Genomic DNA, 26728 nt, shown 5'->3' with positions numbered 1-26728 from the left:
CGCGTCAGGCCCGTGCCGAACGCAGCGTGCGCGCGAAATCCTGCAGCGCGACGATGCCGCTGGCCTCGGCACGCTGGCACCAGGCCTGCAGGTCGGCGACCAGCTGCTCGCCTGACACATTGGTGCGGGTCCAGAGCTGGCGCAGCTCCTCGCGCATCGCCACCAGCTTGGCCAGTGCCGGGCTCTGGTCGCAGGCCTGCGCGATGCTGGCCTTGAACTCGGCCGGGATCTTCTGCTCGTCGCGGTGCAGCCAGCGCTGCGCCAGACGCATCTGCGCCCAGCGCTCGGTGTTCTGCGCGCCCTGCTGCTTCAGGCGCTCGAGCTCCTCGTTGCAGGCACGGCGCAGGCCGGTGGCGTACTGCGCCATCATCTCGTAGCGGTTGGCGATCAGCGCCTCCAGCGTCTGGCTGTCGGCCACCGCCTTCATCTCGCCCAGCTTGAGCTGCGGTGCGGTCTTGCGCACCTTGGCCTGGCCGAGCATTTCCAGCAGGCGGATGTAGCCCCAGCCGATGTCGAACTCGAAGGGCTTGACCGACAGCTTGGCCGAGGTCGGGAAGGTGTGGTGGTTGTTGTGCAGCTCCTCGCCGCCGATCCAGAGGCCCCAGGGCGAGATGTTGGTCGAGGCGTCGGCCGCCTCGAAGTTGCGGTATCCCCAGTGGTGGCCCAGGCCGTTGATGATGCCGGCGGCATGGATCGGACTCCACAGCATCTGCACCGCCCAGACCGTCAGGCCGAGCGCGCCGAACAGCGCCACGTCGATGATCAGCATCAGCGACACGCCCAGCGCCGAGCGGCCGGTGTAGAGATGGCGCTCGACCCAGTCGTCGGGCGTGTTGTGGCCGTACTTCTTCAGCGTCTCGGGCACCTTGGCCTCGGCGCGATAGAGCTCGCTGCCGCGCAGCAGCACCGTCTTCAGGCCATGCGCGACCGGGCTGTGCGGGTCATCGACCGTCTCGCACTTGGCGTGGTGCTTGCGATGGACCGCGACCCATTCCTTCGTCACCATGCCGGAGGTCATCCATAGCCAGAAACGGAAGAAATGCGAGGCGATCGGCCCGAGGTCCAGCGAGCGATGCGCCTGGCTGCGGTGCAGGAAGACGGTGATCGAGACGATCGTGATGTGGGTCACCACGAGCGTGAACAGCAGCACCTGCCACCAGGAGGCGTGCAGCAGGCCATGAGCCAGCCAGTCCAGCAGGACTGCCCAGATCGTCGAGAGGTCGGACATCGGAAAGACTTTCAGAAACGCAGGAAGCAGGCAGGCTGCACGGCGGGCGAGGGTCGCCGGCGTTTCGGAAAGCGCACGGGGCGGAGGGTCCGAGTCACAGGCGGGCGGGCGATTTTAGCCCCGCCCAGGGAAGCGGCGACATGAGCAGCCACCCCAGTGGCGGTGATTTGCCCGGCACCGCCGCCAGGCGGCAGGCGCCGGACGGCAGTCCGGTTCAGCGTCGACGCCAGACCGCGGCGAAGAAGCCGTCGGTGCCGTGGCGGTGCGGCCACAGCCGCAGCATGCCGTCATGGCACAGCGAGGCGGCCTGCTCGACCTTCTGGCGCTCGAGCACCTCGGCGGCATCGAGCATCTCGAAGTCCGGATGGGCCTCGGTGAAGGCGCGCACGATGGCCTCGTTCTCGGCCTCGAGCACGCTGCAGGTCGCGTAGACCAGCTGGCCGCCGGACTTCACCAGGCGAGCGGCGCTGTCGAGGATGGACGCCTGCTTGGCGGTCAGCTCGGCCACCGACTTCTCGCTCTGGCGCCACTTCAGGTCGGGATTGCGGCGCAGCGTGCCCAGGCCCGAGCACGGCGCGTCGACCAGCACCCGGTCGATCTTGCCGGCCAGGCGCTTGACCCGGTCGTCGCGCTCGTGGGTGATGCCGGCCGGATAGACGTTCGACAGCCCGCTGCGCGCCAGACGCGGCTTGAGCGCCGCCAGCCGGTGCGCCGACACATCGAAGGCGTAGAGCCGGCCGGTGTTGCGCATCATCGCGCCCAGCGCCAGCGTCTTGCCGCCGGCGCCGGCGCAGAAGTCGACCACCATCTCCCCGCGCCTGGCCTCGGTCAGCAGCGCCAGCAGCTGGCTGCCCTCGTCCTGCACCTCGACCTCGCCGCGGTTGAAGACCTCGGTGCGGTTGAGCGCCGGCTTGCCGTCGACCCGCAGGCCCAGCGGCGAGAACGGCGTCGGCTGCGCGCGAATGCCCTCGGCGGCCAGCGCCTCCTGCGCGGCCTCGCGCTTGACCTTGATGGCGTTGACGCGCAGATCCAGCCCGGCGGGCTGCAGCAGCGCCTCGGCCAGCGCGTCGAACTCCTCGCCGACCTGCGCCTTCAGCGGCTCGACCAGCCACTCGGGCAGGTTGTGCACCAACGCGGCGTTGTGGCCCTTCGAGGCCTTCATCGGGTCGAACTGGCGGCAGTTGTCCAGCCAGGTGCGCTCGCCCTCGGTGATCGCGGCGTTCAGGTAGGCCTCCGAGCCCTGCCAGGCCAGCAGGATCAGCCGGCGCTCGATCGAGCCGTGGCCGGAGCGCGCCAGGTACTGGTACTTCGCGCGACGGCGCAGCACCTCGTAGACCGTCTCGGCCAGCGTCTGGCGCTCGCGTGCGCCCAGCGCACGGTTCTGGCGGAAGAAGGACGACACCACCGCATCGGCGGGCGTGGTGAAGCGCAGCACCTCGTGCAGCAGCTCGTCGCACAGGGCGAACAGGGCCTTGGGGGTCATCGAGGGCTCCTCGGGAACGGAATCGGAAGATCGGACAGGAAAGGACGGCTCAGCGCGGATCGAACAGCCACTGCTCGACGCCGTCAAGATGGCGCACGACGCCCGCTTCGTCGACCGCAAGCCGGTCCTCGACGAACCAGCGCACCGCGCGCGGGTAGATCACATGCTCGCAGCGCAGGATGCGCTCGGCCAGCGTGTCGGGCGTGTCGCCCTGGCGCACCGGCACCGCCGCCTGCACGACGATCGGGCCGTGGTCCAGCTCGGGCGTCACGAAATGCACCGTGGCCCCGGCGAACTTGCAGCCCGCCTGCAGCGCACGCTCGTGCGTGTGCAGCCCGCCGAAGGACGGCAGCAGCGACGGGTGGATGTTCAGCAGCCGGCCCGCGTAGCGCGCGACGAACTCGGGCGTCAGGATGCGCATGAAACCGGCCAGCACCACCAGGTCGGGCTGGTGCCGGTCGATCTCCTCGGCCAGCGCGGCGTCGAAGGCGGCGCGATCGGCATGCGCGCGGTGGTCCAGACCGACCGCGGCGATGCCCTGCGCCTGCGCCCAGGCCAGCCCGCCCGCCTGCGGACGGTTGCTGATGACGGCAACGACGGCGGCGGGCCAGCCCTCGGTCTGGCAGGCCTTCTGGATGGCTTCCATGTTGGAGCCCCGGCCGGAAATCAGGATCACGATGCGTTTCATGGGTGCGGGAGTGTAATCGGCGCCCGGCAGAGGACCCGGCCATTGGTCGCATGACAAGGACATGGAAACCGGTCACAGTAGCCCCCGCGCACCCGGCGCAGCGTGAACCTTGTCGCGATTCACGATCTTCTTTCTTCGTTTCGATTCCAACAGGAGAACACAGATGGGACTGCTCGACTCTCTGGTCGGCTCGGTGGTGAGCCAGGCACTCGGTGGCTCGCAGCAGGGTGGCCAGGCCGCCCTGATCCAGGCCCTGATCGGCATGCTGATGAACGGCGGCCTCGGTGGCGGCGGCGCGGCCCAGGCCGGCGCGCCGGCCGGCGGCCTGGGCGGACTGCTGGAGCAGTTCCAGCGCAGCGGCCTGGGCGACGTGGCCTCGTCCTGGGTCTCGACCGGCCAGAACCTGCCGGTCTCGGCCGAGCAGATCGGCCAGGTGCTCGGCCCGGACGTGCTGGGCCAGCTCGCGCGCAGCGCCGGCATGGACAGCGGCGCGGCCGGTGGCGCGCTGGCGCAGATCCTGCCCCAGGTGGTCGACGCGATGACGCCGGACGGCCGCCTGCCCCAGCAAGGCGCCGACCTGGGCGCGATGCTGCCGCAGATCCTCGGCGGCCTGCTCGGCGGCGCGCGCTGAGCCGCCGCTGAGCCCGGCCCGCCCCTGACGATGCCGGGGGCGGGCGTCGGCCGCTATGCTCGCGTGGCCATGGCTGACATCCACATCACCGACATCGAGAACGCCATCAACTGGTGGCGCCAGCGCAGCCCCTCGCCCGACGGCATCGAGCTGGCCGCACCGCTGCGCGCGCTGGCCGAGGTCTACGCGCGGATGAGCTACTTCCGCGAGACTTCGCACGACGAGGACACGCTGCCGCCGCCGGCCCGCGAGGCCTGGCTGGCCTGGTACGACAGCACGCCCGACGCGCCCTGCATCGCGATCTGCTCGACCGCCCAGGGCGACGCGGTCTGCAAGGGCTGCGGGCGCAGCTTCGAGGAGGTCCGGCACTGGCCGGCGATGAGCCCGGGCGAGAAGCGCGTCATCTGGCGTCGCATCATCGCCGAGGGCAGCGCCTGGCGCTTCAACCGCTATGCCGACCGGGCGCCGGAGCGTCGTCGCCCAGCATCGGACTCGGCAGCGTGATGACGAAGCAGGTGCCGCCGCCCTCGCGGCCCTCGCAGCGCACCTTGCCGCCGTGGCGCTCGGCGATCTGGCGCACCAGCGACAGCCCGAGGCCGACGCCGCCCGCGCGCTCGGCATGGCCGGGCAGGCGGTAGAAGGGCTCGAAGATGCGCTCGCGGAACTCCGCCGGCACGCCGGGGCCGCGATCGCGGATGCTGATCTCGATGCGGCCGTCCGGCAGCGTGCCGACGTCGGCCGAGACCTCGTCGCCGCCGTAGCGGCGCGCGTTCTCCAGCAGATTGCGCAGCGCGCGGCGCAGCAGCCGCTCCTCGCCGAGCACCTGCACCTCCTCGCCGCCGGCCTCGGCCCCGACCCGCGCAGCCTCCTCGACCAGCAGGCCGAGCAGCTCGACCAGCTCGGGCTGCATGTCCGAGCGTGCATCAAGCCGGCTGGCCAGCAGCACCTCCTCGACCAGCTCGTCGAGCTCGCGGATGTCGCGGTCGATCTCGCGGCGCAGCTCCTCGTGCTGGGCCGGATCCGCATGGTCGAACATCGACACCGCCATCTTCAGCCGTGCCAGCGGCGAGCGCAGCTCATGGCTGGCATTGGCCAGCAGCGAGCGGTTCGAGCGCACCAGGTCCTCGATGCGCTGCGCCGCCTGGTTGAAGCTGCGCGCCACCGCCGCGACCTCATCTTCGCCGCGTGCATCGACCCGGTGCGACAGCCGGCCACTGCCGAAGACCTCGACACCGCGCTGCAGGATCTCGAGCCGGCGGGTCAGCCGGCGCACCACCGGATAGGCGCCCAGCGTGATCGCGGTGAACAGCGCCGCCAGCAGCAGCAGCACGCCGGTGGCCTCGTCGAGCAGGCCCGGCCCGCCCAGGCCGATGCGATCCAGCGGCCCGGGACCGTTGATCGGTGGCAGGCGCGGTGGCCCGCCCTCGCCGCGAGGCCCATGCTCATGTCCGGGGCCAGACCCTGGCGGCCCGCCACCCTTGAAACCCTTGAAGCGGATCTTCAGTGTCCACAGCACCCGGCCATCGGGCAGGCGCGAGGCCAGCGCGATCTCCGACTCCGGCCGCGCCCGGTCCTCGAGCATGCGGCGGTAAGGCTCGGACTCGGCGATGCGCCGACCCGAGGCGTCATCAAGCGCCAGCGGCAGCTTGAGCTGACGCGACCAGTCCAGCAGCACCTCGCGCTGGGTGTCCTCCGGTGCGCTGGCCGGCGGCAGGCTGCGCTCGATCAGCGCCGCCATCGCCCGGGTGCGCTCGAGCACCGCGCTCTCGAAGCGCGTTTCCTCGGCCGCGGCATGGCGGCGGAACAGCACCGCCGCGATCAGCGCGAACACCAGCAGCACCACCACGACGGTGAGGTAGATGCGCAGATAGAGGCTGCGCACTCCGGTGCTTCGACGCCAGCGCATGCCGGAAGGCGTGCTCAGGCCGCGTCGGCGTCCTGCTTGCGCGCGAAGACATAGCCGGAGCCGCGCACCGTCAGGATGCGGCGCGGGTTCTTCGGATCGTCCTCGATCGCGGCGCGGATGCGCGAGACATGCACGTCGATGCTGCGGTCGAAGGCCTCGATCGGATGCCCCTTGAGCGCATCCATGATCTGGTCACGCGAGAGCACCCGGCCGGGGCTGCGCGCCATCACCTGCAGGATGTCGAACTGGTAGCTGGTCAGCTCGCAGATGCGGCCGTCGACCCGCACCTGGCGTGCGTTCACGTCGACCTCGAGCCGGCCGAAGCGCAGCACCGCATCATCGCCCAGCGGCGTGGCGCGGCGCAGCAGCGCCTTGATGCGCGCGAGCAGCTCGCGCGGCTCGAAGGGCTTGGGCAGGTAGTCGTCGGCCCCCAGCTCGAGGCCGATGATGCGGTCCATCGGCTCGCCGCGCGCGGTCAGCATCAGCAGCGGCAGGCTGCGCAGGCGCGGGTCGGCGCGCAGTTCGCGCGTCAGGTCCAGCCCGTCGCCATCGGGCAGCATCAGGTCGAGCACCAGCACATCGAAGAGCTCGCGCTGCAGGCGCGCGCGCCCCTGCGCCAGATCGCCGGCCACCGAGACATGAAGTCCGGCCGAGACCAGATAGGTGCTGACCATGCCGGTCAGGCGGGCATCGTCGTCGATCAGGAGAACACGGGCGCTCATGGGGGAGTCGGAAGGACGGGCAGTCTCGGAGAGCATGCAGTATCGTCGACCGCCGACGTCAGGCGCTCGTGCCTGCGCTGTAAAGAACTTCAGCCCAGCATCGACTCGACCTGCTGGAGCAGATCGATCGGGCTGCACGGCTTGACCAGGCAGGCATCCGCGCCGGCCTGACGGCCCGCCTGCAGATCGGCCGGCAGACCGCGGGCGCTGAGCAGCAGCACCTTCACGCCCGCCTGCGACGGATCGGCTCGCAGACGCCGGCACACCTCGAGCCCGTCGATCGATCCCGGCAGCATCACATCCAGCACCACCAGGGCCGGCCGCAGTTCATGCGCCAGCGCCAGCGCCTGGGAACCGTCGGCCGCCTCGTGCAGCTCGTGCTCGGTCATCTCCAGCGTCATCCGGATGAAGCGGCGGATGTCGATCTGGTCCTCGACGATCAGGATGCGGCTGGAGATCATGTGCATTCTCGGGATCCCGGCAGGTCAGCACAGACCTTCACCCGCCGGGGACAGGTTCACTGCATGCCTTCGGCATGCATGCTGCGGCCCATGCGGATCATCTCCGATTCCACCCAGGCGCGCACCGCGATCGCAGGTGCAGGCTGATGGATCACGCGGACCCGGTCGGGCAGACCGCCGCGCTCGGCGATCTGGTGCGGCGTCTGACTGGTAATCGCCAGCACCCGGAGCGGAGCGTACTCGTTCAGGCCGGACAGCGTCAGCAGCATCGCGTAACCGTCGATGTCAGGCATCGCCAGATCGGTCACCAACAGGTCCGGCGCCTTGCGACCGAGCTGCAGCAGGCCGGTATAGCCATTGTTGGCGCCGCGCAGCGACACATTCGGGCCCAGAGGCTGCAGCACCTCCTGCCAGAGCTGCAGCTGGTCGACGCTGGAGGCGATCAGCAGGACATCGAGCGGTGCATTGGCAGCCGCCGCCATCGACAGCGAGGTCGGCGCCGCAGGACGCAGCCCGCTGCGCTGGGCCAGGGCCTCGACCGCGGACAGCCGGATGCGGCGATGACCACCTGGCGTGCGACCGGCCGGCAGCGTGCCGGCCTCGACCCACAGCTGGACGGTGCGCAGCGACACGCCGAGCCGCAGCGCGGCTTCGCGGGTCGTCAGCAACGGGTCCAGAGGATCTTGAGCAAAATGGGGACGGGACATGGCAGGGGGCCCTCTAAAACACAGATCGGGCGAGCTCGTCTGACCGAGTTCGCGAGTCTCCAGCTCATCTATTTGCGGCTTGCCCGGGTCATCGGCATGCGGCTTCCCCCGCTGTAGCGCCGGAAGTTTCAAAGTGTGACTTATTTCGCCTCCCGATTACGAATTGCGCAGATCCAGTATGAGGAATATTTGCAACACAACCCCTCATTCATGGGTACACATCGTACCAAATGAATCGAAAAAAATGATCACGCGCAAAAAATCACACCAGGAGCCACAACAATGACCCGTCCAGCGACCACACCCCCTTCAGATGCAGCCGAGGACGAGGAGTTTCAAGGATTGCCCCCGCTGCCCTCGGGTACACGAAACTACATGACGCCGCAAGGCCATCGCCAGATGCGCGCCGAATTGATGAATCTGCTCGATGTCGAGCGCCCGAAAGTGGTGGAAACCGTTTCCTGGGCCGCAAAGAACGGCGACCGTTCGGAAAACGGGGACTATCTCTACGGCAAGAAAAGGCTGAGGGAAATCGACCGCCGCATCCGGCACCTGACGCGCCGGCTCGACATCGCGGAGGTGGCCGATCCGTCGGCGCACCACGGGCGCGACCAGGTCTTCTTCGGTGCGACGGTGACCTATGCCGACTCCGGCGGGCAGGAGCACACCGTCACCATCAAGGGCATCGACGAGTCCGACAGCCTGCGCGGAGAGATCAGCTGGATCTCCCCGGTCGCGCGGGCACTGCTGAAGGCGCGCGAGGGCGACGAGGTGATGCTGATGACGCCAGCAGGGCTGCAGCGCCTCGAGGTGATCGAGGTGCGCTATCCCGCCCCGGGCGAGCCGGCCTGAGGCCGTGCTCAGGGACGGATGCGAGCCACCCGCATCACCGACGGGCTGCGCCGCACCACGCGCAGCACATCCGCCAGATGCTGGCGGTCGCGCACCGCCAGCATCAGCCGCAGCTCGGTGGTCTCGCCGGCGCGGTGGGGATCCATGTCGATGTGGGCGATGTCGGCCTCGGCCTGGCTGACCGCCTGGGCGATCTCGGCCAGCACCCCGGTGCCGTTGCGCACCAGCACGCCGACCGCGGTGCGGAAGGCACGCACCGGCTGATCCGACCACTCCACGCCCAGCCAGCGCTCGGGATCTCGCTCGAAGAGCCGCTTGCCGACCGAGCACTCGGCGGTGTGCACCGTCAGGCCCTCGCCGCGGCCGAGGTAGCCGACGATGTGGTCGCCGGGAATCGGCTGGCAGCAGGTGGCGAGCTGGATCGTCGCGTTCTCGCTGCCGTCGATGACGATCGTGCCTTGGGTCGGCGCCTCGTGGTCGACCGCATAGCGGCCCATCGACAGCGTGACCGCATCGGGCCGACGTCCCTGCTCGATCATCTGGCGCGCCAGCCGCTTGGCCACGATCACCGCGATCTTGCGGCCCAGGCCGATGTCGATCAGCAGCTCGCGGCGGTTGCGGTTGCCGCTCCAGCGCACCAGCGACTGCCAGAGCTGCGCGTCGGCCTCGCTGAGGTCGCTGTCGTCGATGCCGGGCAGCGGCAGGCCCTCGGTGCGCAGCGCCTGCGCCAGCAGCTTCAGGCCGAGATCGTAGGACTCCTCGGCCTCCATGTTCTTCAGGTGATGGCGGATCTTCGAGCGAGCCTTGCCGGTGCGCACGAAGTTCAGCCAGGCCGGATTGGGCCGGGCCGAGGGCGCGGTGATGATCTCGACCGAATCGCCCGAGGACAGCGCGGTGCGCAGCGCCACCGGCTCGCCGTTGACGCGCGCGGCCACGCAGTGATCGCCCACGCGCGAGTGGATCGCATAGGCGAAGTCCACCGGCGTGGCGCCGCGCGGCAGCGCCAGGATCTTGGACTTCGGCGTGAAGACATAGATCGACTCGGGAAAGAGGTCGATCTTGACGTGCTCGAGGAACTCGGCCGAATCACGCGTCTCGCTCTGGATGTCGACCAGCGACTGCAGCCACATCGTGCCCAGATGCTTGGTGTCGGGCCGGGTGTCGGGCGCCTCGCTGCCGTGGCTGGTCTTGTACATCCAGTGCGCGGCGATGCCGGCCTCGGCCACCGCGTGCATCGCGGCGGTGCGGATCTGGAACTCGATCGCGGTGCCCAGCGGGCTGACCACGGTGGTGTGCAGCGACTGGTAGCCGTTGGCCTTCGGGATCGCGATGTAGTCCTTGAAGCGCCCCGGCACCGGCTTGTAGAGCTGGTGCAGCACGCCCAGCGCCAGATAGCACTCGGGCAGCGTCGCCACCACCAGCCGGAAGCCGAAGATGTCGCTGACCTGCGCGAAGCTCAGGTGCTTCTCGCGCATCTTGGTGTAGATCGAATGGACCGTCTTCTCGCGGCCGTAGACCTGCGCGGGCACCTCGGCCTGGGTCAGCGCCAGCTCCACCTCCTGGCGCACCCGCTCGACCAGGTCGCGCCGGTGGCCGCGGGCCTTGCCGACCGCCTTCGACAGCGCCGCATGGCGCCAGGGACTCAGGAAGCGGAACGAGGTCTCCTGCAGCTCGCGATAGCACTGGTTCAGACCGAGCCGGTGCGCGATCGGCGCGTAGATCTCGAGCGTCTCGCGCGCGATGCGGGCACGCTTGTTCGACGCCATCGCCTCCATCGTGCGCATGTTGTGCATGCGGTCGGCGAGCTTGATCAGGATGACGCGCACGTCGCGCGCCATCGCCAGCAGCATCTTGCGGAAGGATTCGGCCTGCGATTCCTCGCGGGTCGAGAACTGCAGCTTGTCGAGCTTGGTCAGGCCGTCGACGATGTCGGCGGTGGCTGCGCCGAAGCGCTCGACCATCTCCGACTTGGTGATGCCGCAGTCCTCCATCGTGTCGTGCATCAGCGCGGCCATGATGGCCTGCACGTCGAGCTTCCAGTCGGCGCACAGGCCGGCCACCGCGATCGGGTGCGTGATGTAGGGCTCGCCGCTGGCGCGGAACTGGCCCAGATGCGCCTCGTCGGCGAAGCGGTAGGCCTCGCGCACGCGGCGCACGTCGGCCTCGTCGAGGTAGTCGAGCTTGGCGGTCAGCACCGCGAAGGAGGCAGCGCTGGCGCCGTGGGCGCCAGGCACCGCATCGATCACCGGCTTGCCGGCGCGCTCGCGCGGCTTCTGGCGTGCGGCAGCGTCGGGCCGGACGGGCTCGGCCATCGGCGCAGCCTCGGCCTCAGGCAGAAGCGTCTCGGAGACATGCTCCGGATCGCCCGATCCGGACTGGCTTCCCGTCCGTCGCCAGGACGGGAAGAACATGCGACGCAGGACATCAGCAGTACGGGACACCATGACTCACTCTAGCGTGTCTCGCGCCGCGTCGGGCGTCGCGGGCGGGAGGCCGGACAGGCGATCAGGTCGGCACCTTGCGCAGCATCTCGACGCCGACCTGGCCGGCGGCGATCTCGCGCAGCGCGGTCACGCCCGGCTTGTTCTTGGTCTCGACCTTCGGCGCATGGCCCTGGCTGAGCATGCGGGCGCGGTAGGTGGCCGCCAGCACCAGCTGGAAGCGGTTGGGGATCTTCTGCAGACAGTCTTCGACGGTGATGCGTGCCATGGTGGGTCTTTTCTTCCGCAGTTCAGGAGAGTTGGAGGGCGTCGAAGACAGCCGGACGGCTGCGACGCTGGGTCGAGTATTTTAGCCGCTGGGCGTGCACGATGGTCTTGAGGTCGAACAGCGCGGTGTCGAACAGCGCGTTGACGACGATGTAGTCGAAGTGGCGCGCCTGCGCGACCTCATGCCGGGCGTTGATCATGCGCTGCTCGATGACCTCGGGCGTGTCCTCGCCGCGCCGGCGCAGGCGCTGCAGCAGCTCCTCCCACGACGGCGGCAGGATGAAGATCAGCACCGCGGCCGGGAAGATCTGCTTGATCTGCAGCGCGCCCTGGAAGTCGATCTCCAGCACCACATCCTCGCCGGCCTGCAGGCGGCGCTCGATGGCGGCGCGCGAGGTGCCGTAGCGGTTGCCATGCACCTGGGCCCACTCGAAGAAGTCGCCGCGGTCGATCATGGCCTGGAACTCGTCCTGGCCGACGAACCAGTACTCGCGGCCGTGCTGCTCCTGGCCGCGCGGCGCGCGCGTGGTGTGCGAGACCGACACCATCAGCCGGGCATCGAGCTCGAGCAGTGCCTTGACCAGGCTGGACTTGCCGGCGCCGCTCGGAGCGGAGACGACATACAGGTTGCCAGGATAGTCCGGCAGCGCGGCGGCAGGATTCGACGACGGATTCATGGTGGGAGAGTTGTCGGCACTCATTCGATGTTCTGGACCTGTTCGCGCATCTGCTCGATCGCGACCTTCATCTCGACCGAGATGCGGGTGAGCTCGAGCGCGGCGGACTTCGAGCCCAGCGTGTTGGCCTCGCGGTGCAGTTCCTGGATCAGGAAGTCGAGCCGCTTGCCCAGCTCGCCGCCCTGGCGCAGCAGCCGGGCGATCTCGTCGAGGTGGGACTGCAGCCGGCCCAGCTCCTCGGCGACGTCGATGCGGATCGCGAAGGCCGCGGCCTCCGACATCGCCCGCTCGGCCAGCGCTTCGGCCGGCACGCCCTGCGAGGCACCGGCGGCGGCCAGCGCCTCGTTCCAGCGCTCGAGAAAGCGCTGGCGCTGGCGCTCGACCACCTGCGGCACCAGCGGCGCAGCCTGCGCGGCCAGCGCACGCAGCGCCTCGACCCGCTCCATCAGGATGGCGACCAGACGCTCGCCCTCGCGGGCACGGGCCTCGCGCAGCCGCGCCACGCACAGCCGCGCGGCCTCGGCCGCAGCCTCGTCGAGCACAGGCGCGGGCGCAGTGGAACGACACCAGGCCAGCGCCTCCTGCACGCTCATCGGCGCGGACTGCGGCAGCGCCGCCAGCACCGCCGACTGCAGCCGGCCGAGCCGCTCGAGCTGCTCGGGCGCGGGGGGGCGCACCTCGGCGTCGGCACGCTCGCCGTGCAGGCGCAGCTCGATCTTGCCGCGCTTGAAGGCCTGCGTGAGCTGCTCGCGCAAGCCCGGCTCGAGCGCGCGCAGTTCGTCGGGCAGACGCAGCGTCAGATCGAGAAAACGGCTGTTGACCGAGCGCAGCTCGACCGTCACGGTGCCGGCGCGGACGATGGTGGATTCGGTGTTTTCCCCGGTGTCAGGGCCGGTGCCGGCGCTGGCACTGGCATAACCGGTCATGCTGTAAACTGGCATCGCGGACTTCGCCCAAGCAAAACACGATTATGTCAAAGCCTCAGAAACCCGCCCCGCTGCCCCCTGGCACGGTGGTCGGAGGCTACCAGGTCATTCGAAAGCTGGCGGCGGGTGGTTTCGGGGTGGTCTATCTGGCCGAGGACGCCGAGCGTCGGCTGGTGGCACTGAAGGAGTACCTGCCGTCATCCCTCGCCGAGCGTGCTCCGGGCGAGCTGATCCCGCGCGTCAAGCCGGACAAGCAGCCGCTCTATCGCCTGGGCCTGAAGAGCTTCTTCGAGGAGGGCCGCTCGCTGGCCCAGATCAGCCATCCGAGCGTGGTCTCGGTACTGAACTTCTTCCGCGAGAACGAGACGGTCTACATGGTGATGAACTACCTGCAGGGCGACACGCTGCAGGACTTCATCGTCACCGCGCGCGACCTCAAGCGCGACAAGGTCTTCCGCGAGAGCACCATCCGCAGCCTGTTCGACGAGATCCTGCGCGGCCTGCGCATCGTGCACCAGCACAAGATGCTGCACCTGGACATCAAGCCGGCCAACATCTTCATCACCAACGACAACAAGGCGGTGATGCTGGACTTCGGCGCCGCGCGCGAGGTGCTGAGCAAGGAAGGCAACTTCATCCGGCCGATGTACACGCCCGGCTTCGCCGCCCCGGAGATGTACCGCCGCGACGGCAGCCTCGGGCCCTGGACCGACATCTACGCCATCGGCGCGTGCATCTACGCCTGCATGCAGGGCTATCCGCCCAACGACGCGCCGCAGCGCATCGAGAAGGACCGGCTGAACCTGTCGCTGTCGCGGCTGCGCAATGTCTATTCGGACAACCTGATCGAGGTGACCGAGTGGTGCATGTCGCTCGATCCGCTGGCGCGGCCGCAGAGCGTGTTCGCGCTGCAGAAGGAACTCTCGCGCGAGACCGAGCGGCGCTACACCAAGCTGAGCTTCAGCGAGCGTCTCAAGCTGCAGCTCGAGAACATCAAGTCCGGCGCGAAGGCCTGAGCACGGCGGCGCCGTCCTGCCCTGCCCTCCCGCCGCCCCACCTCCACGACACCGCTCGACGCCCGGAATCCCTGTCCATGCGCTTTTCCGTCTACCAGATCAGCCGCCGCGGCGGCCGCGAGAAGAACGAGGACCGCATGGGCTACTGCTACACGCGGGACTCGGGCCTGTTCGCGCTGGCCGACGGCATGGGCGGCCACCCCGAAGGCGAGGTCGCCTCGCAGATGTCGCTGCAGACGCTGGCGGCCCAGTTCCAGCAGGAGGCGCGGCCGACGCTGAAGGATCCGAAGCGCTTCCTGAGCGAGGGCATCCTGGCCGGCCATCACCAGCTGCTGCGCTACGCGGTCGAGCGCGCGCTGCTCGACACCCCGCGCACCACGCTGGTGGCCTGCCTCCTGCAGGGCCGCGAGGCCTGGTGGGCGCATTGCGGCGACTCGCGCCTGTACCTGGTGCGCGGCGGCCGGCTGGTCGCGCGCACCCGCGACCACTCCTACTCCGAGCTGCAGGAGACGCTCACCGGCATCGTGCCGCTGGGCGACAAGGTCAACCGCAATGTGCTGTTCACCTGCCTGGGCAGTCCGGGCAAGCCGGTGATCGACATCGCCGGCCCGGTGTCGCTGCAGCCCGGCGACCGGGTGCTGCTGTGCTCGGACGGCCTCTGGGGCGTGATCGACGACGCCACCATCACCCGGGAGCTGGCCGCCGCGCCGATCGGCGAGTCGGTGCCCGAGCTGGTGGAGCTGGCGCTGCGCACCGCCGGCGACAAGAGCGACAACGTCACCGTCATCGCCGTCGAGTGGGAGGCCTCCGAGAACGACGACGAGGACACGCTGGCCGGCATCGAGACCGCCGCGCTCGGCGACGACATGTTCGAGTCGACCATCCAGGCCGGCCACGGCCCCGGCCAGGAAGCCGCCGACCTGCTCGACGACGAGGAGATCGAGCGCTCGATCCGCGAGATCAACGAGGCGATCCGCCGCACCGCGCAGAAGCGTGGCTAGCGGCCAGCCCCTGCCCCGTTTTCCTTCTCTCCCTTTCTTTTCATTCCCTCGGCGTTCGTCATGCCCGCGCAGGCGGGCACCCACGCACCGCCCGCCCCGTCCAGGACTGACCCCATGACCACCTCCCGCCCCCTCGAGCGCGCCCCCGATGCGCTGCGCCCCGTCCGCATCACCCGCGGCTACACCCGGCACGCCGAAGGCTCGGTGCTGATCGAGTTCGGCGACACCCGCGTGCTGTGCACCGCCTCGGTCGAGGAGCGGGTGCCGCCGCACAAGAAGGGCTCGGGCGAAGGCTGGGTCACCGCCGAGTACGGCATGCTGCCGCGCGCCACCCACACCCGCTCCAGCCGCGAGGCCGCCAAGGGCAAGCAGACCGGCCGCACGCAGGAGATCCAGCGTCTGATCGGCCGCTCGCTGCGCAGCGTCTTCGACCTGAAGATGCTCGGCGAGCGCACCATCACCATCGACTGCGACGTGCTGCAGGCCGACGGCGGCACCCGCACCGCCTCGATCACCGGCGCCTTCGTCGCCGCGCATGACGCGGTGTCGAAGCTGCTGGCGCAGGGCCTGCTGGCCGAGACGCCGATCCGCGACCATGTGGCCGCGATCTCGGTCGGCCTGCTCGACGGCGCGGCGCTGCTCGACCTCGAATATGTCGAGGACTCGGCCTGCGATACCGACATGAACGTGGTGATGACCGGCTCGGGCGGCTTCGTCGAGGTGCAGGGCACCGCCGAGGGCGTGCCCTTCAGCCGCGAGGAGATGGACCGCCTGATCAGCCTGGCCGACAAGGGCATCCGCGAGCTGATCGCACTGCAGCGCGCGGCGCTGGCGGGCCAGTGAGCCCGGAGCGGGAGCACGCGATGGACACGCTGCGACTGGTGCTGGCGTCGAACAACGCCAAGAAGCTCAAGGAGCTGGGTGCGCTGCTGGCGCCGGCCGGCGTCGAGCTGGTGACGCAAGGCGCGCTCGGCGTCGCCGAGGCCGAGGAGCCGCACCACACCTTCATCGAGAACGCGCTGGCCAAGGCGCGCCACGCCGCGGCCGCCACCGGCCTGGCCGCGATCGCCGACGATTCCGGCCTGTGCGTGGACGCGCTCGGCGGCGCACCGGGCGTGCATTCGGCGCACTACGCCGCGCTGGAGCCGGCCCTTGATGCCGACCGCGAGGCGCTGCGCGCTCGACAGGACGCCGCCAACAACGCCAAGCTGCTCGCTGCGCTCGACGGCGCCTCGACCCGGCGCGCGCGCTTCGTCTGCGCGCTGGTGGCGGTGCGCTCGGCCGACGACCCGGAACCGCTGATCGCCTTCGGGCGCTGGAACGGCGAGATCCTCGCCGCGCCCGAGGGTGCGGGCGGCTTCGGCTACGACCCGCTGATGTTCATCCCGTCCGAGGGCTGCACCGCCGCGGCGATGCCGGCCGACACGAAGAACCGGCTCAGCCACCGTGCGATCGCCTGCGCGCAGATGCTCGCGCTGATGCGGGAGGTCTGGCAGCGTGGCTGACGGCATCTCCCTCTCGCCGGTGTCGGCGCCCCCCGCGGCCGACCTGTCCGACCACCAGGCGCTGCTGGCGCGCTACCTGCGCCCGGGCACGCTGCAGCTGGGCGCACCGCCCCCGCTGGGCCTGTACATCCACCTGCCGTGGTGCCTGCGCAAGTGCCCGTACTGCGACTTCAACTCGCACGAGGCAGCCACCGGCGGTCACCCCGAGGCGCGCTACCTGGACGCGCTGCGCGCCGATCTGGAGCGGGCGCTGCCGATGGTCTGGGGCCGCCACATCCAGACCATCTTCATCGGCGGCGGCACGCCCAGCCTGTTCTCGCCCGAGGCCATCGAGCGGCTGCTGGCCGACGTGCGCGCGCTGCTGCCGCTCACGCCGGGCTGCGAGATCACGCTGGAGGCCAATCCCGGCACCTTCGAGCGCGAGCGCTTCCGCGCCTTCCGCGCTGCCGGCGTGACCCGGCTCTCGATCGGGGTGCAGACCTTCGACGACGCGCGGCTGCAGACGCTCGGCCGGGTGCACAGCCGCGCGCAGGCGCTGGCCGCGGCCGAAGAGGCCCATGCGGCCTTCGACACCTTCAACCTCGACCTGATGTATGCGCTGCCCGGCCAGACGCTGGCCGAGGCCGAGGCCGACCTGCGCACCGCGCTGGCGCTCGCGCCGCCGCACCTGTCGGTCTACCACCTGACGATCGAGCCCAACACCGTCTTCGCCAGCCGCCCGCCCGCGGCACTGCCCGACGACGATCTGGCCAGCGAGATGCTCGACCAGATCACCGCGCTGACCGGCGAGGCGGGACTCGCGCGCTACGAGGTCTCGGCCTACGCGCGGCCCGGCCACCGCTGCGCGCACAACCTGAACTACTGGCAGTTCGGCGACTACCTCGGCATCGGCGCGGGCGCGCACACCAAGCTGAGCTTCCCGAACCGCGTCGTGCGCCAGGTGCGCTGGCGCGATCCGGCGATGTACATGGAGCACGCGCTGGCCGGCCGGGCGATCTCGAACGACGAGGAGGTGAGTCGCAAGGCACTGCCCTTCGAGTTCATGCTCAACACGCTGCGGCTGAAGGACGGCTTCGAGCTGGCGCTGTTCCGCGAGCGCACCGGGCTGCCGCCCTCGGCCGTCGCGGCCGGGCTGGCCGAGGCCGAGCGGCGCGGCCTGCTCGAACACGACCGCAGCGCCGGCATCGTGCGCCCGAGCGAGCGCGGCTTCGACTTCCTCAGCGACCTGCAGTCGATGTTTCTGACCTGAGCGCACCGGCCGCGCCGCTGCCGACCAGGCCCAGCATCGCCATCAGCCGCGGGCCGATGGCCTGCAGCGCCAGCACCTCCTGGCAGGCGCCGGCGCGGATCGCTTCCTTGGGCATGCCGAAGATCGCGCTGGTGGCCTCGTCCTGGGCGATGTTCCACGCGCCGGCGTCGCGCATGCGGCGCATGCCCTCCGCGCCGTCGCCGCCCATGCCGGTCAGCATCACGCCCAGCGCTCGCTCGCCCACCACCTGCGCGACCGAGCGGAACAGCACGTCGACGCTGGGCCGATGCCGGTTGACCGGCTCGGTGTCGGTGACGCGCGCGACCAGGCTGGCGCCGACCTTGACCACCGACAGGTGCCGTCCTCCCGGCGCCACATAGCCGTGGCCCTGCTGCAGCACCATCTCGTCGCGGGCCTCGCAGACCCGCAGCGCACCCAGCGTGTCCAGCCGGGCGGCATAGCGCGCCGAGAATCCGCCCGGAATGTGCTGCACGATCAGCACCGGCGGCACCTGCGCCGACAGCGCGCGGATCACATGCGGCGTGGCCTCGGGCCCGCCGGTGGAGGCACCGATCGCGATCAGGCGGATGCGGCGCTCGCCGACCTCGACCGCCGGGCCGCCCGACAGGACCGGCGCAGCGGAAGTCGGTGCCTGCAGCGGCGCAGGCGAGGCGACGGACAGGGCCGGTGACGACACGGTCGCGGGCGCCGCCGGCACGCTCCGGCGTGGCGCAGCGGGCCGGCTCTGCACCGCCTGACGCAAGGCCGCCAGCAGCTCGCGCTCGAAGGCCTCGAAGGCACCCGACACGCCGACGGCCGCCTTGTCGATCACCGCCGCCGCGCCCAGCGCCAGCGCGCGGGTCACGATGTCGGGCTGACGCTGGGCGGCCGAGGTGACCATCACCACCGGCGTCGGGCGCAGCCGCATCAGGCGGTCGAGGAATTCCAGGCCATCCATCTTCGGCATGGCCATGTCGAGCGTGATCACGTCGGGATCGAGCTCGCGGATCATCTCGCGCGCCTGCAGCGCGTCGCAGGCGGCGCCGACGCACTCCATGTCGGTCTGGCGGGCGATGATGCCCGACATCAGGCCGCGCATCACCGCGGAGTCGTCGACGACAACGATCCGAATCGGCGCAGCCGGCGGGCGCGAGGGCTGGAAGGAAACAGGCATGGATTCGGCGCTCGGGCGAAGCAGGATCAGAACAGGTCGATGCTGCCGGCTGCGGACGCCGAGGCGCGGCGGCGTGCATCCTGGTCGAGCGCGATGGCGGCCTCGCGCTGCGCCGGCGGCAGGCGGCGCACCATCGCGCGCCCGGTCTTGGGGAAGAAACAGACCTTGCGCGGATAGGGTCCGAGCACATCCTGCGACACCAGCGGAATCTCCTCGGTGCGCAGATAGTCGAGCACGAAGCTGGTGTTGCGCTGGCCGACATTGAGCGCGCCATTGCCGGCGATCAGCGCCGCGCCGCCAAAGACCTTGGCCTCGAGCGTGCGCCGGGTCGCACCGCGCTTGATCAGCGCGTTGATCAGCAGCTCCATCGCGCAGGAGCCGTAGCGGCCGCCGTCGTCGGACGCCCCGTCGCCGGGCAGCATGAAATGGTTGATGCCGCCGACCGCGGCCTGGCGATCCCACAGGCAGGCGGCGATGCACGAGCCCAGCGTCGTGGTGATGACCAGATCCTCGCTGTGGACGAAATACTCGCCCGGCATCACCTTGACCGCATCGGCATTGAAGGCGACCTCGCGGTAGAAGAAAGACGCCTCGCCAGAGGCACGCCGCTCGGCACGCATGCGCTCGATCCGGCCGGGCACGACACGCGCCTCGGCAGAGGAGGCGTCGGAGGCACGGGCTCCGGCAGGCCGGCGAGCATCGGCAGACGAGGGGGAGGCACTCTGGGTATTGGTCATGACAGGTTCCCGGACTGTGGTGCACTGTGCCGTCGCATGCCGCCGTGCAGCCCGGGAAGAAACCCGTCAAACCGGGCCCATCTTGGCGCAGGCGAATCCGCCGGACCCCTTAGACTGCAAAATCATCGCCGCCCCACTCGCCCAGACCACTTCATGACCCCGTCCCCCGAGGTCCGCCATCGCATGAACACCGTGACCATCGGCGGCGCGACGCTGCGCGTCGATCTCGCGGTCCAGATGCTCGAGCGTTCGGGCATGGACGGCCTGTCGCGGCTCGAGCCCGGCTCGGCCGCCTGGCTGCAGGCGCTGATCGACGGTCTGTGCATGCTGTCGAGCCGCGATCCGATGACCGGTCTGGTCAACCGCCGCCAGTTCGAGGCCAGCCTGGAGGGCGAGATCGACCGGGTCGCGCGCTCGGGCGAGTCGGCGATGCTGCTGCTGATCGACATCGACCACTTCAAGCGGGTCAACGACAGCTACGGCCACGGTGCCGGCGACGAGGTCATTCGCGCGATCGGACGCACGCTCCAGGAGTGCGTCCGTCCGATGGACACGGTGGCGCGCATCGGCGGCGAGGAGTTCGCCGCCGTGCTGCCGAACTGCCCGGCCAGCTTCGGCGAGGCGGTGGCCGACCGCATCCGCCTGGCGATCGAGTCCTGCCGGATCGAGGTCAGCCGGCATGTGCGGCTGAGCGTGACCGCCAGCGTCGGCGGCGCCTTTGCCCCGCGCTGGGTCCGTTCCTCGGCCCGGCTCTGGATGGAGCGCGCGGACCAGCAGCTCTACCGCGCCAAGGCCGCCGGCCGCAACCGCACCTGCATGGAGCTGCCTCCCCACTCGCAGGTCAGCAACGAGGAACGCGACATGCTGTTCAGCACCATGTCGGCGTTCATGCCCGACACACTGGATTCCACCCGATGAGCACGACGACCCTGACGACCTCGCCCGGCTCCGAGCCGACCGCGACCGGCCGCACCGAGCGTCCGCGTGTCTTCGCGATCACCAGCGGCAAGGGCGGCGTCGGCAAGACGATGCTGGCCGCCAATCTCGCCGCCGCGCTGGCCCGCCGGGGCGAGCGGGTGCTGGTGATCGATGCCGACCTCGGTCTGGCCAACCTCGACGTGGTGCTGAACCTGCAGCCCCGGCGCACGCTGCATGATGTCTTCACCGGGCAGGGCACGCTCGACCAGGCGCTTCTGACCGCGCCCGGCGACTTCCAGGTGCTGCTGGCCGGCTCCGGCCTGATCGAGTACTCGCGGCTGACGCCGACGGTGCGCGAGCAGTTCGCGCGACTGATCGACACGGTGCGCCCGCACTACGACCGGGTGCTGATCGACACCGGCGCAGGCATCTCCGACGTGGTGCTCTACGCGATCTCGATGGCCGACGAGGCGATCGTCATCGCCACGCCGGAGCCGACCGCGCTGGCCGACGCCTACGCCACCGTCAAGGTGCTGGGCATGCAGCAGGGCCGCACCTCGATGATGCTGGTGGTCAACCAGACCCATCGCCATGGCGAGGGTCGCCATGTGGCGGCACAGCTGCAGTCGGTCATCGACCGCTTCATCACGCTGCCCGAGGGCGGCACGATCCGGCTGAATCCGCTCGGGGAGGTCGTCAGCGACACCTCGGTGCGCCAGGCGGTGCAGCGGCGCCAGCTGGTGATGCTCGCCTATCCGGGCTCCGACGCCGCCCAGGGCATGTCGGCGATCGCGATGCGTCTGGCCACGCTGCACCCGCCAGCCGGCCGCCTGCCGATGCCCGCGGGCACCCTGGTGACGCTGCTGCCGGTTCCCGAGCCGGTCGCCACGCAGGACGCGTCGGCGCCCGCTCCCTGCGCCGCTCTGCCCGCAGAGGCCGACCTGGCCGGCGCCGCCGTCACCGACGATCCGCACTGATCCCGCGCACCCCGTGCAGGCACACGCTGGGCTACAGTGCGCCCGCATGACGACTGACATCCCCACCACACCCCAGACGCCCGCCACTCCGTACGAATGGGTGGGCGGCGATGCCCGGGTTCGCGCGCTGGTCGACCGCTTCTACGATCTGATGGACCTGGAGCCCGCCTACCGCGAGCTGCGCGCCGCCCATGGCAGCACGCTCGACGAGGCCCGCGACAAGCTCCACTGGTTCCTGAGCGGCTGGCTGGGCGGCCCCGATCTCTACATCGAGCGCTTCGGCCATCCGCGGCTGCGCATGCGCCACATGCCCTTCTCGATCGGCATCCTGGAGCGGGACCAGTGGGTGGCCTGCATGCACCAGGCCATGACCGAGGTGCAGCTCGACCCGGCGCTGATCGAGCGCCTGACCGAAAGCTTCATGCGCACCGCCGACTGGATGCGCAACCGCTGAGTGGCCTGCGGCCGACCGATCGGGACGTCAGCGCAGGCGGCCGTCCGGGCTGCGCGACGAATCCAGCAGCACGATCAGCGCGCCGGCGCCGCCGTCCGGCCCGCGCGCCTGCGTGAAGGCCAGCACCTCCTGGCGCTGCACCAGCCACGAGCGCACCTTGCCCTTGAGCACCGGCTGGCGCCCCGGCGATCCCAGGCCCTTGCCGTGCACCACCCGCACGCAGCGCCAGCCGCGCTTGCCCGCGTCGATCAGGAAGCCGGCCAGCGCCTCGCGCGCGGCGTCGCGATTCAGGCCGTGCAGGTCGATCTGGCCCTGCGTGACCCAGACGCCGCGGCGCAGCTTCTTCAGCACATCGTCGCCGATGCCGGACTGGCGGTAGGAGAGCTGGTCGTCGGTCTCCATCAGCGACTCGGGGTCGAACTCGTCGGACAGCGCGACCCGCATCACCTCGGCCTCGTCGAGCTCGCGCTGGCGCGGGTGGGGCAAGGGACGCGGCCGGACGATCTCGGCCAGATTGCGCGAGCGCAGCCGCACCACCGGGCCGACGCTGCGCTCGAACAGCTCATGCTCGCGCCGGCGCGCGGCCTCCTCGGCGGCACGGCGCGCGGCCTCTTCCTCGGCGCGGCGGCGGCGCTCGCGCAGCACCCGCTGCACCGCGGCCAGACCATCGAGCGAATTCACCTTCATCGTCGTCGTCACAGCAGCCCCCGCTCGGCAAAGGACACCACCGGCCCGCGCCCGACGACGAAGTGGTCGAGCACCCGCACGTCGATCATCTGCAGCGCCGTCTTCAGCGACTGGGTCAGGAACTCGTCCGCCTTCGACGGCTCGGCCACGCCGGAAGGGTGGTTGTGCGCCAGGATGACCGCGGCCGCATCCAGCGCCAGCGCGCGCTTGAGCACCTCGCGCGGGTAGACGCTGGTCTGCGTCAGCGTGCCGCGGAACATCGGCTCGAAGCGGATCAGCCGGTGCTGCGCGTCCAGGAACAGCACCGCGAAGACCTCGTGGCCCAGCTCGGCCAGCTCCAGCCGCAGAAAGTCGCGCACCGCCTGCGGCGAGTCGAAGACCGGCCGGCGCACCATCTCGGCCGCCAGCGTGCGCCGCGCCAGCTCCAGCACCGCCAGCAGCTCGGCGCGCTTGGCCGGCCCCAGGCCCTTGACCGTGGCCAGCGCCGTGCCATCGGCCCGCAGCAGCCCGCCCAGGCCCTGGAAGCGATCCAGCAGCTGCTGCGCCATCTGCAGCACGCCGTTGCCCGCCGTGCCGGTGCGCAGCAGGATCGCCAGCAGCTCGGCATCCTGCAGCGCGGCCGGGCCGTGGCTCAGCAGCTTCTCGCGGGGTCTCAGCTCGGGCGGCAGGTCTTTCATCGGGGGACACCTAAAATCGCGGACAGTCTATCGAGAACAGGATCACTGACGTGCCACAGGTCCAAGCGGGTTCATTCCTGACGCTTCACTATCGCCTCGCCGGCCCGGACGGCGGCGACATCGTCAACACCTTCAACGACAAGCCCGCGACGCTGACGATCGGCAGCGGCGAGCTGGCCCCGGCCATCGAGGCGCGCCTGATCGGCCTGGAGGAAGGCACGCGCACCGTGATCGAACTGGCCGCCGGCGAGGCCTTCGGTCCGCGCAACCCGGACATGGTGCAGAAGCTCGCCTTCTCGGAGCTGCGCCAGATGGGCGACCCGAACGAGGAGTACCAGGTCGGCGACGTGGTGCAGTTCCCCACGCCCGACGGCCGCGGCGCCTTTGCCGGCATCCTGCGCGAGCTCGGCCCCACCGGCCGCGACTGGGCGCTGTTCGACTTCAACCACCCGCTCGCCGGCCAGCCGGTGAGCTTCGAGGTGCAGCTGATCGGAGTGCTGTGATGACGACGACGAACGACACGACACCCCCCCTGCCGGTGCAGGAGGTGGTGCTGGCCCAGCCGCGCGGCTTCTGCGCCGGCGTCGACCGCGCCATCGAGATCGTCGAGCGCGCGATCACCCGGTTCGGCGCGCCGATCTATGTCCGCCACGAGATCGTGCACAACACCTATGTCGTCAACGACCTGAAGGCCAAGGGCGCGATCTTCATCGAGGACCTCGCCGAGGTGCCCGCGGGCGCCACGCTGATCTTCAGCGCCCACGGCGTGAGCCAGGCGGTGCGCCGCGAGGCCGCCGAGCGCGGCTTCGAGGTCTTCGACGCAACCTGCCCGCTCGTCACCAAGGTCCACGTCGAGGTCGCCAAGCTGCGCCGCGAGGGCTACGACTTCATCATGATCGGCCACAAGGGCCACCCGGAGGTCGAGGGCACGATGGGCCAGCTCGACAGCGGCATCCATCTGGTCGAGGATGTCGAGGATGTGGACCGGGTCGTCGTGCCCGACGAGAGCCGGCTGGCGGTGGTCACGCAGACCACGCTGAGCGTGGACGACGCGGCCGAGATCCTGGCCGCCGTCAAGCGCCGCTTCCCGCAGGTGCGCGAGCCCAAGCAGCAGGACATCTGCTACGCCACGCAGAACCGCCAGGACGCGGTGAAGGTGCTCTCGGCCGAGGTCGACATCGTCATCGTCGTCGGCAGCCCGACCAGTTCGAACAGCAACCGCCTGCGCGAGCTGGCCGAGCGCCTGGGCACGCCCGGCTTCATGATCGACAGCGCCGCCGAGCTGCGCCCCGAGTGGTTCGAGGGCCGCCCGCGCGTGGGCCTGACCGCCGGCGCCTCCGCGCCTGAGCTGCTGGTCGATCAGGTCATCGCGCGGCTGCGCGAGCTCGGCGCGCTGGCGGTGCGCAAGATGCCCGGCGTGGAGGAACACATCGAATTCCCGCTGCCGAAGGGCCTGGGCGACAAGTCGATGGCCGAGGCCGCGGCCCAGCGCCAGAATTGAACCTTCACGCTTCACAGCTCCAGTCTTTTCATCCCCATGCTTGACATCACCCTGCTGCGCCGCGATCTCGACGCGGTGCTCGCGCGCCTGCAGACCCGCAAGAACCCGCAGCCCTTCCTCGACGCCGACGCCTTCCGCGCGCTGGAGGCCGAGCGCAAGACCGTCCAGACCCGCACCGAGGAGCTGCAGGCCACCCGCAACCGCCTCTCGAAGCAGATCGGCGCGCTGCGCGGCAAGGGCGAGGACACCAGCGCGCTGATGGCCGAGGTCGCCGGCATCGGCGACGAGCTCAAGCGCTGCGCCGATCGCCTGGGCCAGATCCAGACCCAGCTCGAGGCGCTGGTGCTGTCGGTGCCCAACCTGCCGCAGGCCGACGTGCCGGTCGGCACGGACGAGCACGGCAACGTCGAGGTGCGCCGCTGGGGCACGCCGCGCGCCTTCGACTTCGCGGTCAAGGACCATGTGGACCTGGGCGCGCCGCTGGGCCTGGACTTCGAGACCGGCGCCAAGCTCTCGGGCTCGCGCTTCACCTTCATGAAGGGCCAGATCGCCCGGCTGCACCGTGCGCTCGCCCAGTTCATGCTCGACGTGCAGACCCAGGAGCACGGCTACACCGAGTGCTACACGCCCTACCTGGTGCAGGGCGACGCGCTGCGCGGCACCGGCCAGCTGCCCAAGTTCGAGCAGGACCTCTTCCACGTCACCTCGGGCGACGGCGAGGCCGCCGGCAGCAAGTGGTACCTGATCCCGACCTCGGAGGTGACGCTGACCAACGTCGCGGCCGACACGATCGTGCCGGTCGACGCGCTGCCGCTCAAGCTCACCGCACACAGCCCCTGCTTCCGCTCGGAAGCCGGCTCGGCCGGCCGTGACACCCGTGGCCTGATCCGCCAGCACCAGTTCGACAAGGTCGAGATGGTGCAGATCACCCACCCGGATCACAGCAACGCCGCGCTGGAGGAAATGACCGGCCACGCCGAGGCGATCCTGCAGAAGCTCGGCCTGCCCTACCGCGTCATGCTGCTGTGCACCGGCGACATGGGCTTCGGCTCGACCAAGACCTACGACCTGGAAGTCTGGGTGCCGGCGCAGGGCACCTACCGCGAGATCAGCTCCTGCTCGAACTGCGAGGCCTTCCAGGCCCGGCGCATGCAGGCGCGCTTCAAGAACGCCCAAGGCAAGAACGAGTTCGTGCACACGCTCAACGGCTCGGGCCTGGCGGTCGGCCGCACGCTGGTGGCGGTGCTGGAGAACTTCCAGAACGCCGACGGCAGCATCACCGTGCCCGAAGTGCTTCGCCCCTACCTCGGAGGCCTTGACAAGCTGGCTGTCTGATCGTCTATAATCGAATTCTTCGCTGAACAGACCACGGTTCAGCAGCAAGCTACCAGGAGAGGTGGCAGAGTGGTCGAATGCGCCGGACTCGAAATCCGGTATACGGTACCCCCGTATCGAGGGTTCGAATCCCTCCTTCTCCGCCAGAATCAGCCCCAAGTGCTTGTCGCACTTGGGGTTTTTTCTTTTCAGCGCCCCTCGAATGGACTGCCCTGGGTGTCACCGCCGGGCTGTTTTTGCGCCCCGTAGCCACCCTAAAGCCACACCAAAACCGGCCCCTGACCCGGCGAGGGACCGTGGACCGTACGGTCCAGGTGGGCGGACCATGCAACGCTGGCTTGGCTTTTCGGCCGTCTGCGCCGCACGCCAGGCGTGCGAACGCTGACCTTGCCCCTGTATTCCGTATCCCATAGCCAGACTACGCGCTGGCTTGCCGAGCTTGGCCGGCGAGCCAGTTTTCTTCGAACTGCATCGGGCTGACGTAGGCCAGCGTCGAGTGCAGTCGGGT

The 26728-nt window shown here is 70.0% G+C and carries 29 protein-coding genes and 1 tRNA gene; 15 read left to right on the top strand and 15 right to left on the bottom strand.

Features of this window, described 5'->3' with window-relative positions; genetic code table 11:
* Window positions 1-4: 4 nt before the first annotated feature.
* The 3 genes from HZU84_RS16265 to purN all read right to left on the bottom strand — a co-directional run bounded on the left by HZU84_RS16265 (window position 5) and on the right by purN (window position 3399).
* Window positions 5-1228, bottom strand: a complete 1224-nt coding sequence (locus tag HZU84_RS16265; protein ID WP_149504304.1) for a DesA family fatty acid desaturase — start codon at window positions 1226-1228, stop codon at window positions 5-7.
* Window positions 1229-1442: 214 nt separating this feature from the next.
* Window positions 1443-2711, bottom strand: a complete 1269-nt coding sequence (locus HZU84_RS16260; RefSeq protein WP_149504305.1) for an RsmB/NOP family class I SAM-dependent RNA methyltransferase — start codon at window positions 2709-2711, stop codon at window positions 1443-1445.
* Window positions 2712-2760: 49 nt separating this feature from the next.
* Window positions 2761-3399 (bottom strand): phosphoribosylglycinamide formyltransferase, encoded by a 639-nt coding sequence (purN, locus tag HZU84_RS16255; protein ID WP_149504306.1) that lies wholly within the window; start codon window positions 3397-3399, stop codon window positions 2761-2763.
* A gap of 163 nt (window positions 3400-3562) precedes the next feature.
* Here purN and HZU84_RS16250 point away from each other — a divergent pair, with 163 nt between their 5' ends.
* Window positions 3563-4030 carry a YidB family protein gene (locus HZU84_RS16250; protein ID WP_149504307.1) on the top strand — a complete coding sequence of 156 codons (468 nt, stop codon included), beginning with the start codon at window positions 3563-3565 and terminating at the stop codon, window positions 4028-4030.
* 69 nt (window positions 4031-4099) lie between these two features.
* On the top strand, window positions 4100-4534 hold the full coding sequence (locus tag HZU84_RS16245) for a DUF3717 domain-containing protein (RefSeq protein WP_149504308.1): 435 nt from the start codon (window positions 4100-4102) through the stop codon (window positions 4532-4534).
* Here the strand turns inward: HZU84_RS16245 and HZU84_RS16240 are convergent.
* The 4 genes from HZU84_RS16240 to HZU84_RS16225 all read right to left on the bottom strand — a co-directional run bounded on the left by HZU84_RS16240 (window position 4473) and on the right by HZU84_RS16225 (window position 7826).
* Complete coding sequence (locus tag HZU84_RS16240) at window positions 4473-5936, bottom strand: sensor histidine kinase (RefSeq protein WP_219340971.1); 1464 nt, start codon at window positions 5934-5936, stop codon at window positions 4473-4475. The genes HZU84_RS16245 and HZU84_RS16240 overlap by 62 nt on opposite strands.
* A gap of 14 nt (window positions 5937-5950) precedes the next feature.
* Window positions 5951-6658, bottom strand: a complete 708-nt coding sequence (locus tag HZU84_RS16235; protein WP_037483925.1) for a response regulator — start codon at window positions 6656-6658, stop codon at window positions 5951-5953.
* Between the two features lie 89 nt (window positions 6659-6747).
* The gene (locus HZU84_RS16230) at window positions 6748-7125 is read right to left on the bottom strand and encodes a response regulator transcription factor (RefSeq protein ID WP_244954304.1); all 378 of its coding nucleotides are present in this window, start codon (window positions 7123-7125) and stop codon (window positions 6748-6750) included.
* A gap of 50 nt (window positions 7126-7175) precedes the next feature.
* The gene (locus HZU84_RS16225) at window positions 7176-7826 is read right to left on the bottom strand and encodes an excisionase family DNA-binding protein (protein ID WP_149504309.1); all 651 of its coding nucleotides are present in this window, start codon (window positions 7824-7826) and stop codon (window positions 7176-7178) included.
* A 282-nt stretch (window positions 7827-8108) separates the two neighbouring features.
* On the opposite strand from HZU84_RS16225, the gene greB reads away from it, so the two are divergent.
* The gene (gene greB, locus HZU84_RS16220; RefSeq protein ID WP_149504310.1) at window positions 8109-8678 is read left to right on the top strand and encodes a transcription elongation factor GreB; all 570 of its coding nucleotides are present in this window, start codon (window positions 8109-8111) and stop codon (window positions 8676-8678) included.
* An 8-nt stretch (window positions 8679-8686) separates the two neighbouring features.
* Here the strand turns inward: greB and HZU84_RS16215 are convergent, their stop codons facing one another.
* From HZU84_RS16215 to HZU84_RS16200, 4 genes are all read right to left on the bottom strand, one after another.
* Entirely contained in the window at window positions 8687-10990 is a 2304-nt protein-coding gene (locus HZU84_RS16215) for a RelA/SpoT family protein (RefSeq protein WP_149504311.1), read from the bottom strand.
* A gap of 193 nt (window positions 10991-11183) precedes the next feature.
* Entirely contained in the window at window positions 11184-11387 is a 204-nt protein-coding gene (rpoZ, locus tag HZU84_RS16210; protein WP_037483929.1) for a DNA-directed RNA polymerase subunit omega, read from the bottom strand.
* 22 nt (window positions 11388-11409) lie between these two features.
* Window positions 11410-12063, bottom strand: coding sequence for a guanylate kinase (gmk, locus tag HZU84_RS16205; RefSeq protein WP_149504312.1), 654 nt, complete (start codon window positions 12061-12063; stop codon window positions 11410-11412).
* A gap of 20 nt (window positions 12064-12083) precedes the next feature.
* Window positions 12084-13004, bottom strand: coding sequence for a YicC/YloC family endoribonuclease (locus HZU84_RS16200; protein ID WP_149504313.1), 921 nt, complete (start codon window positions 13002-13004; stop codon window positions 12084-12086).
* Between the two features lie 29 nt (window positions 13005-13033).
* Here HZU84_RS16200 and HZU84_RS16195 point away from each other — a divergent pair, with 29 nt between their 5' ends.
* The 5 genes from HZU84_RS16195 to hemW all read left to right on the top strand — a co-directional run bounded on the left by HZU84_RS16195 (window position 13034) and on the right by hemW (window position 17760).
* Complete coding sequence (locus HZU84_RS16195) at window positions 13034-14005, top strand: serine/threonine protein kinase (RefSeq protein WP_037483934.1); 972 nt, start codon at window positions 13034-13036, stop codon at window positions 14003-14005.
* 77 nt (window positions 14006-14082) lie between these two features.
* Entirely contained in the window at window positions 14083-15006 is a 924-nt protein-coding gene (locus HZU84_RS16190) for a PP2C family protein-serine/threonine phosphatase (protein ID WP_149504314.1), read from the top strand.
* Window positions 15007-15120: 114 nt separating this feature from the next.
* A complete protein-coding gene (rph, locus tag HZU84_RS16185) occupies window positions 15121-15849 on the top strand; it encodes a ribonuclease PH (protein ID WP_149504315.1) in 729 nt (242 codons plus the stop codon).
* A gap of 29 nt (window positions 15850-15878) precedes the next feature.
* Window positions 15879-16511 carry an RdgB/HAM1 family non-canonical purine NTP pyrophosphatase gene (gene rdgB / locus HZU84_RS16180; RefSeq protein ID WP_149505314.1) on the top strand — a complete coding sequence of 211 codons (633 nt, stop codon included), beginning with the start codon at window positions 15879-15881 and terminating at the stop codon, window positions 16509-16511.
* Between the two features lie 19 nt (window positions 16512-16530).
* Window positions 16531-17760 (top strand): radical SAM family heme chaperone HemW, encoded by a 1230-nt coding sequence (hemW, locus tag HZU84_RS16175; RefSeq protein ID WP_149504316.1) that lies wholly within the window; start codon window positions 16531-16533, stop codon window positions 17758-17760.
* Here the strand turns inward: hemW and HZU84_RS16170 are convergent.
* Both HZU84_RS16170 and cheD read right to left on the bottom strand, forming a co-directional pair.
* The gene (locus HZU84_RS16170; RefSeq protein WP_149504317.1) at window positions 17729-18934 is read right to left on the bottom strand and encodes a protein-glutamate methylesterase/protein-glutamine glutaminase; all 1206 of its coding nucleotides are present in this window, start codon (window positions 18932-18934) and stop codon (window positions 17729-17731) included. The genes hemW and HZU84_RS16170 overlap by 32 nt on opposite strands.
* A 26-nt stretch (window positions 18935-18960) precedes the next feature.
* Window positions 18961-19671 (bottom strand): chemoreceptor glutamine deamidase CheD, encoded by a 711-nt coding sequence (gene cheD / locus HZU84_RS16165; RefSeq protein WP_149504318.1) that lies wholly within the window; start codon window positions 19669-19671, stop codon window positions 18961-18963.
* 153 nt (window positions 19672-19824) lie between these two features.
* On the opposite strand from cheD, the gene HZU84_RS16160 reads away from it, so the two are divergent.
* Genes HZU84_RS16160 through HZU84_RS16150 form a run of 3 tightly spaced genes read left to right on the top strand, consistent with a single transcriptional unit; the run spans window position 19825 to window position 22020 of the window.
* Window positions 19825-20589, top strand: coding sequence for a GGDEF domain-containing protein (locus HZU84_RS16160; RefSeq protein ID WP_244954305.1), 765 nt, complete (start codon window positions 19825-19827; stop codon window positions 20587-20589).
* The gene (locus HZU84_RS16155; RefSeq protein ID WP_149504319.1) at window positions 20586-21566 is read left to right on the top strand and encodes a MinD/ParA family protein; all 981 of its coding nucleotides are present in this window, start codon (window positions 20586-20588) and stop codon (window positions 21564-21566) included. The genes HZU84_RS16160 and HZU84_RS16155 overlap by 4 nt, the downstream gene beginning before the upstream one ends.
* 46 nt (window positions 21567-21612) lie before the next feature.
* Window positions 21613-22020 (top strand): group II truncated hemoglobin, encoded by a 408-nt coding sequence (locus HZU84_RS16150; protein ID WP_149504320.1) that lies wholly within the window; start codon window positions 21613-21615, stop codon window positions 22018-22020.
* A 27-nt stretch (window positions 22021-22047) separates the two neighbouring features.
* On the opposite strand, the gene HZU84_RS16145 is transcribed toward HZU84_RS16150, so the two are convergent.
* Together HZU84_RS16145 and radC are read right to left on the bottom strand one after the other, a co-directional pair.
* Window positions 22048-22707, bottom strand: a complete 660-nt coding sequence (locus HZU84_RS16145; RefSeq protein ID WP_149504321.1) for a Smr/MutS family protein — start codon at window positions 22705-22707, stop codon at window positions 22048-22050.
* Between the two features lie 8 nt (window positions 22708-22715).
* Window positions 22716-23384: a RadC family protein gene (gene radC / locus HZU84_RS16140; RefSeq protein WP_149504322.1), complete on the bottom strand. Its 669-nt coding sequence runs from the start codon at window positions 23382-23384 to the stop codon at window positions 22716-22718.
* 50 nt (window positions 23385-23434) lie between these two features.
* On the opposite strand from radC, the gene HZU84_RS16135 reads away from it, so the two are divergent.
* From HZU84_RS16135 to HZU84_RS16120, 4 genes are all read left to right on the top strand, one after another.
* On the top strand, window positions 23435-23887 hold the full coding sequence (locus HZU84_RS16135) for an FKBP-type peptidyl-prolyl cis-trans isomerase (protein ID WP_149504323.1): 453 nt from the start codon (window positions 23435-23437) through the stop codon (window positions 23885-23887).
* The gene (ispH, locus tag HZU84_RS16130; protein ID WP_149504324.1) at window positions 23887-24885 is read left to right on the top strand and encodes a 4-hydroxy-3-methylbut-2-enyl diphosphate reductase; all 999 of its coding nucleotides are present in this window, start codon (window positions 23887-23889) and stop codon (window positions 24883-24885) included. Before HZU84_RS16135 ends, ispH begins: the two co-directional genes overlap by 1 nt.
* 36 nt (window positions 24886-24921) lie before the next feature.
* On the top strand, window positions 24922-26220 hold the full coding sequence (gene serS / locus HZU84_RS16125) for a serine--tRNA ligase (protein WP_149504325.1): 1299 nt from the start codon (window positions 24922-24924) through the stop codon (window positions 26218-26220).
* A 55-nt stretch (window positions 26221-26275) separates the two neighbouring features.
* Window positions 26276-26366: transfer RNA gene (locus HZU84_RS16120), tRNA-Ser, on the top strand.
* Window positions 26367-26728: the final 362 nt, after the last annotated feature.

This window comes from Sphaerotilus sulfidivorans, assembly GCF_013426975.1.
Lineage (GTDB): Bacteria > Pseudomonadota > Gammaproteobacteria > Burkholderiales > Burkholderiaceae_C > Sphaerotilus > Sphaerotilus sulfidivorans.
This window is presented reverse-complemented; position numbering and strand designations above follow the sequence as displayed.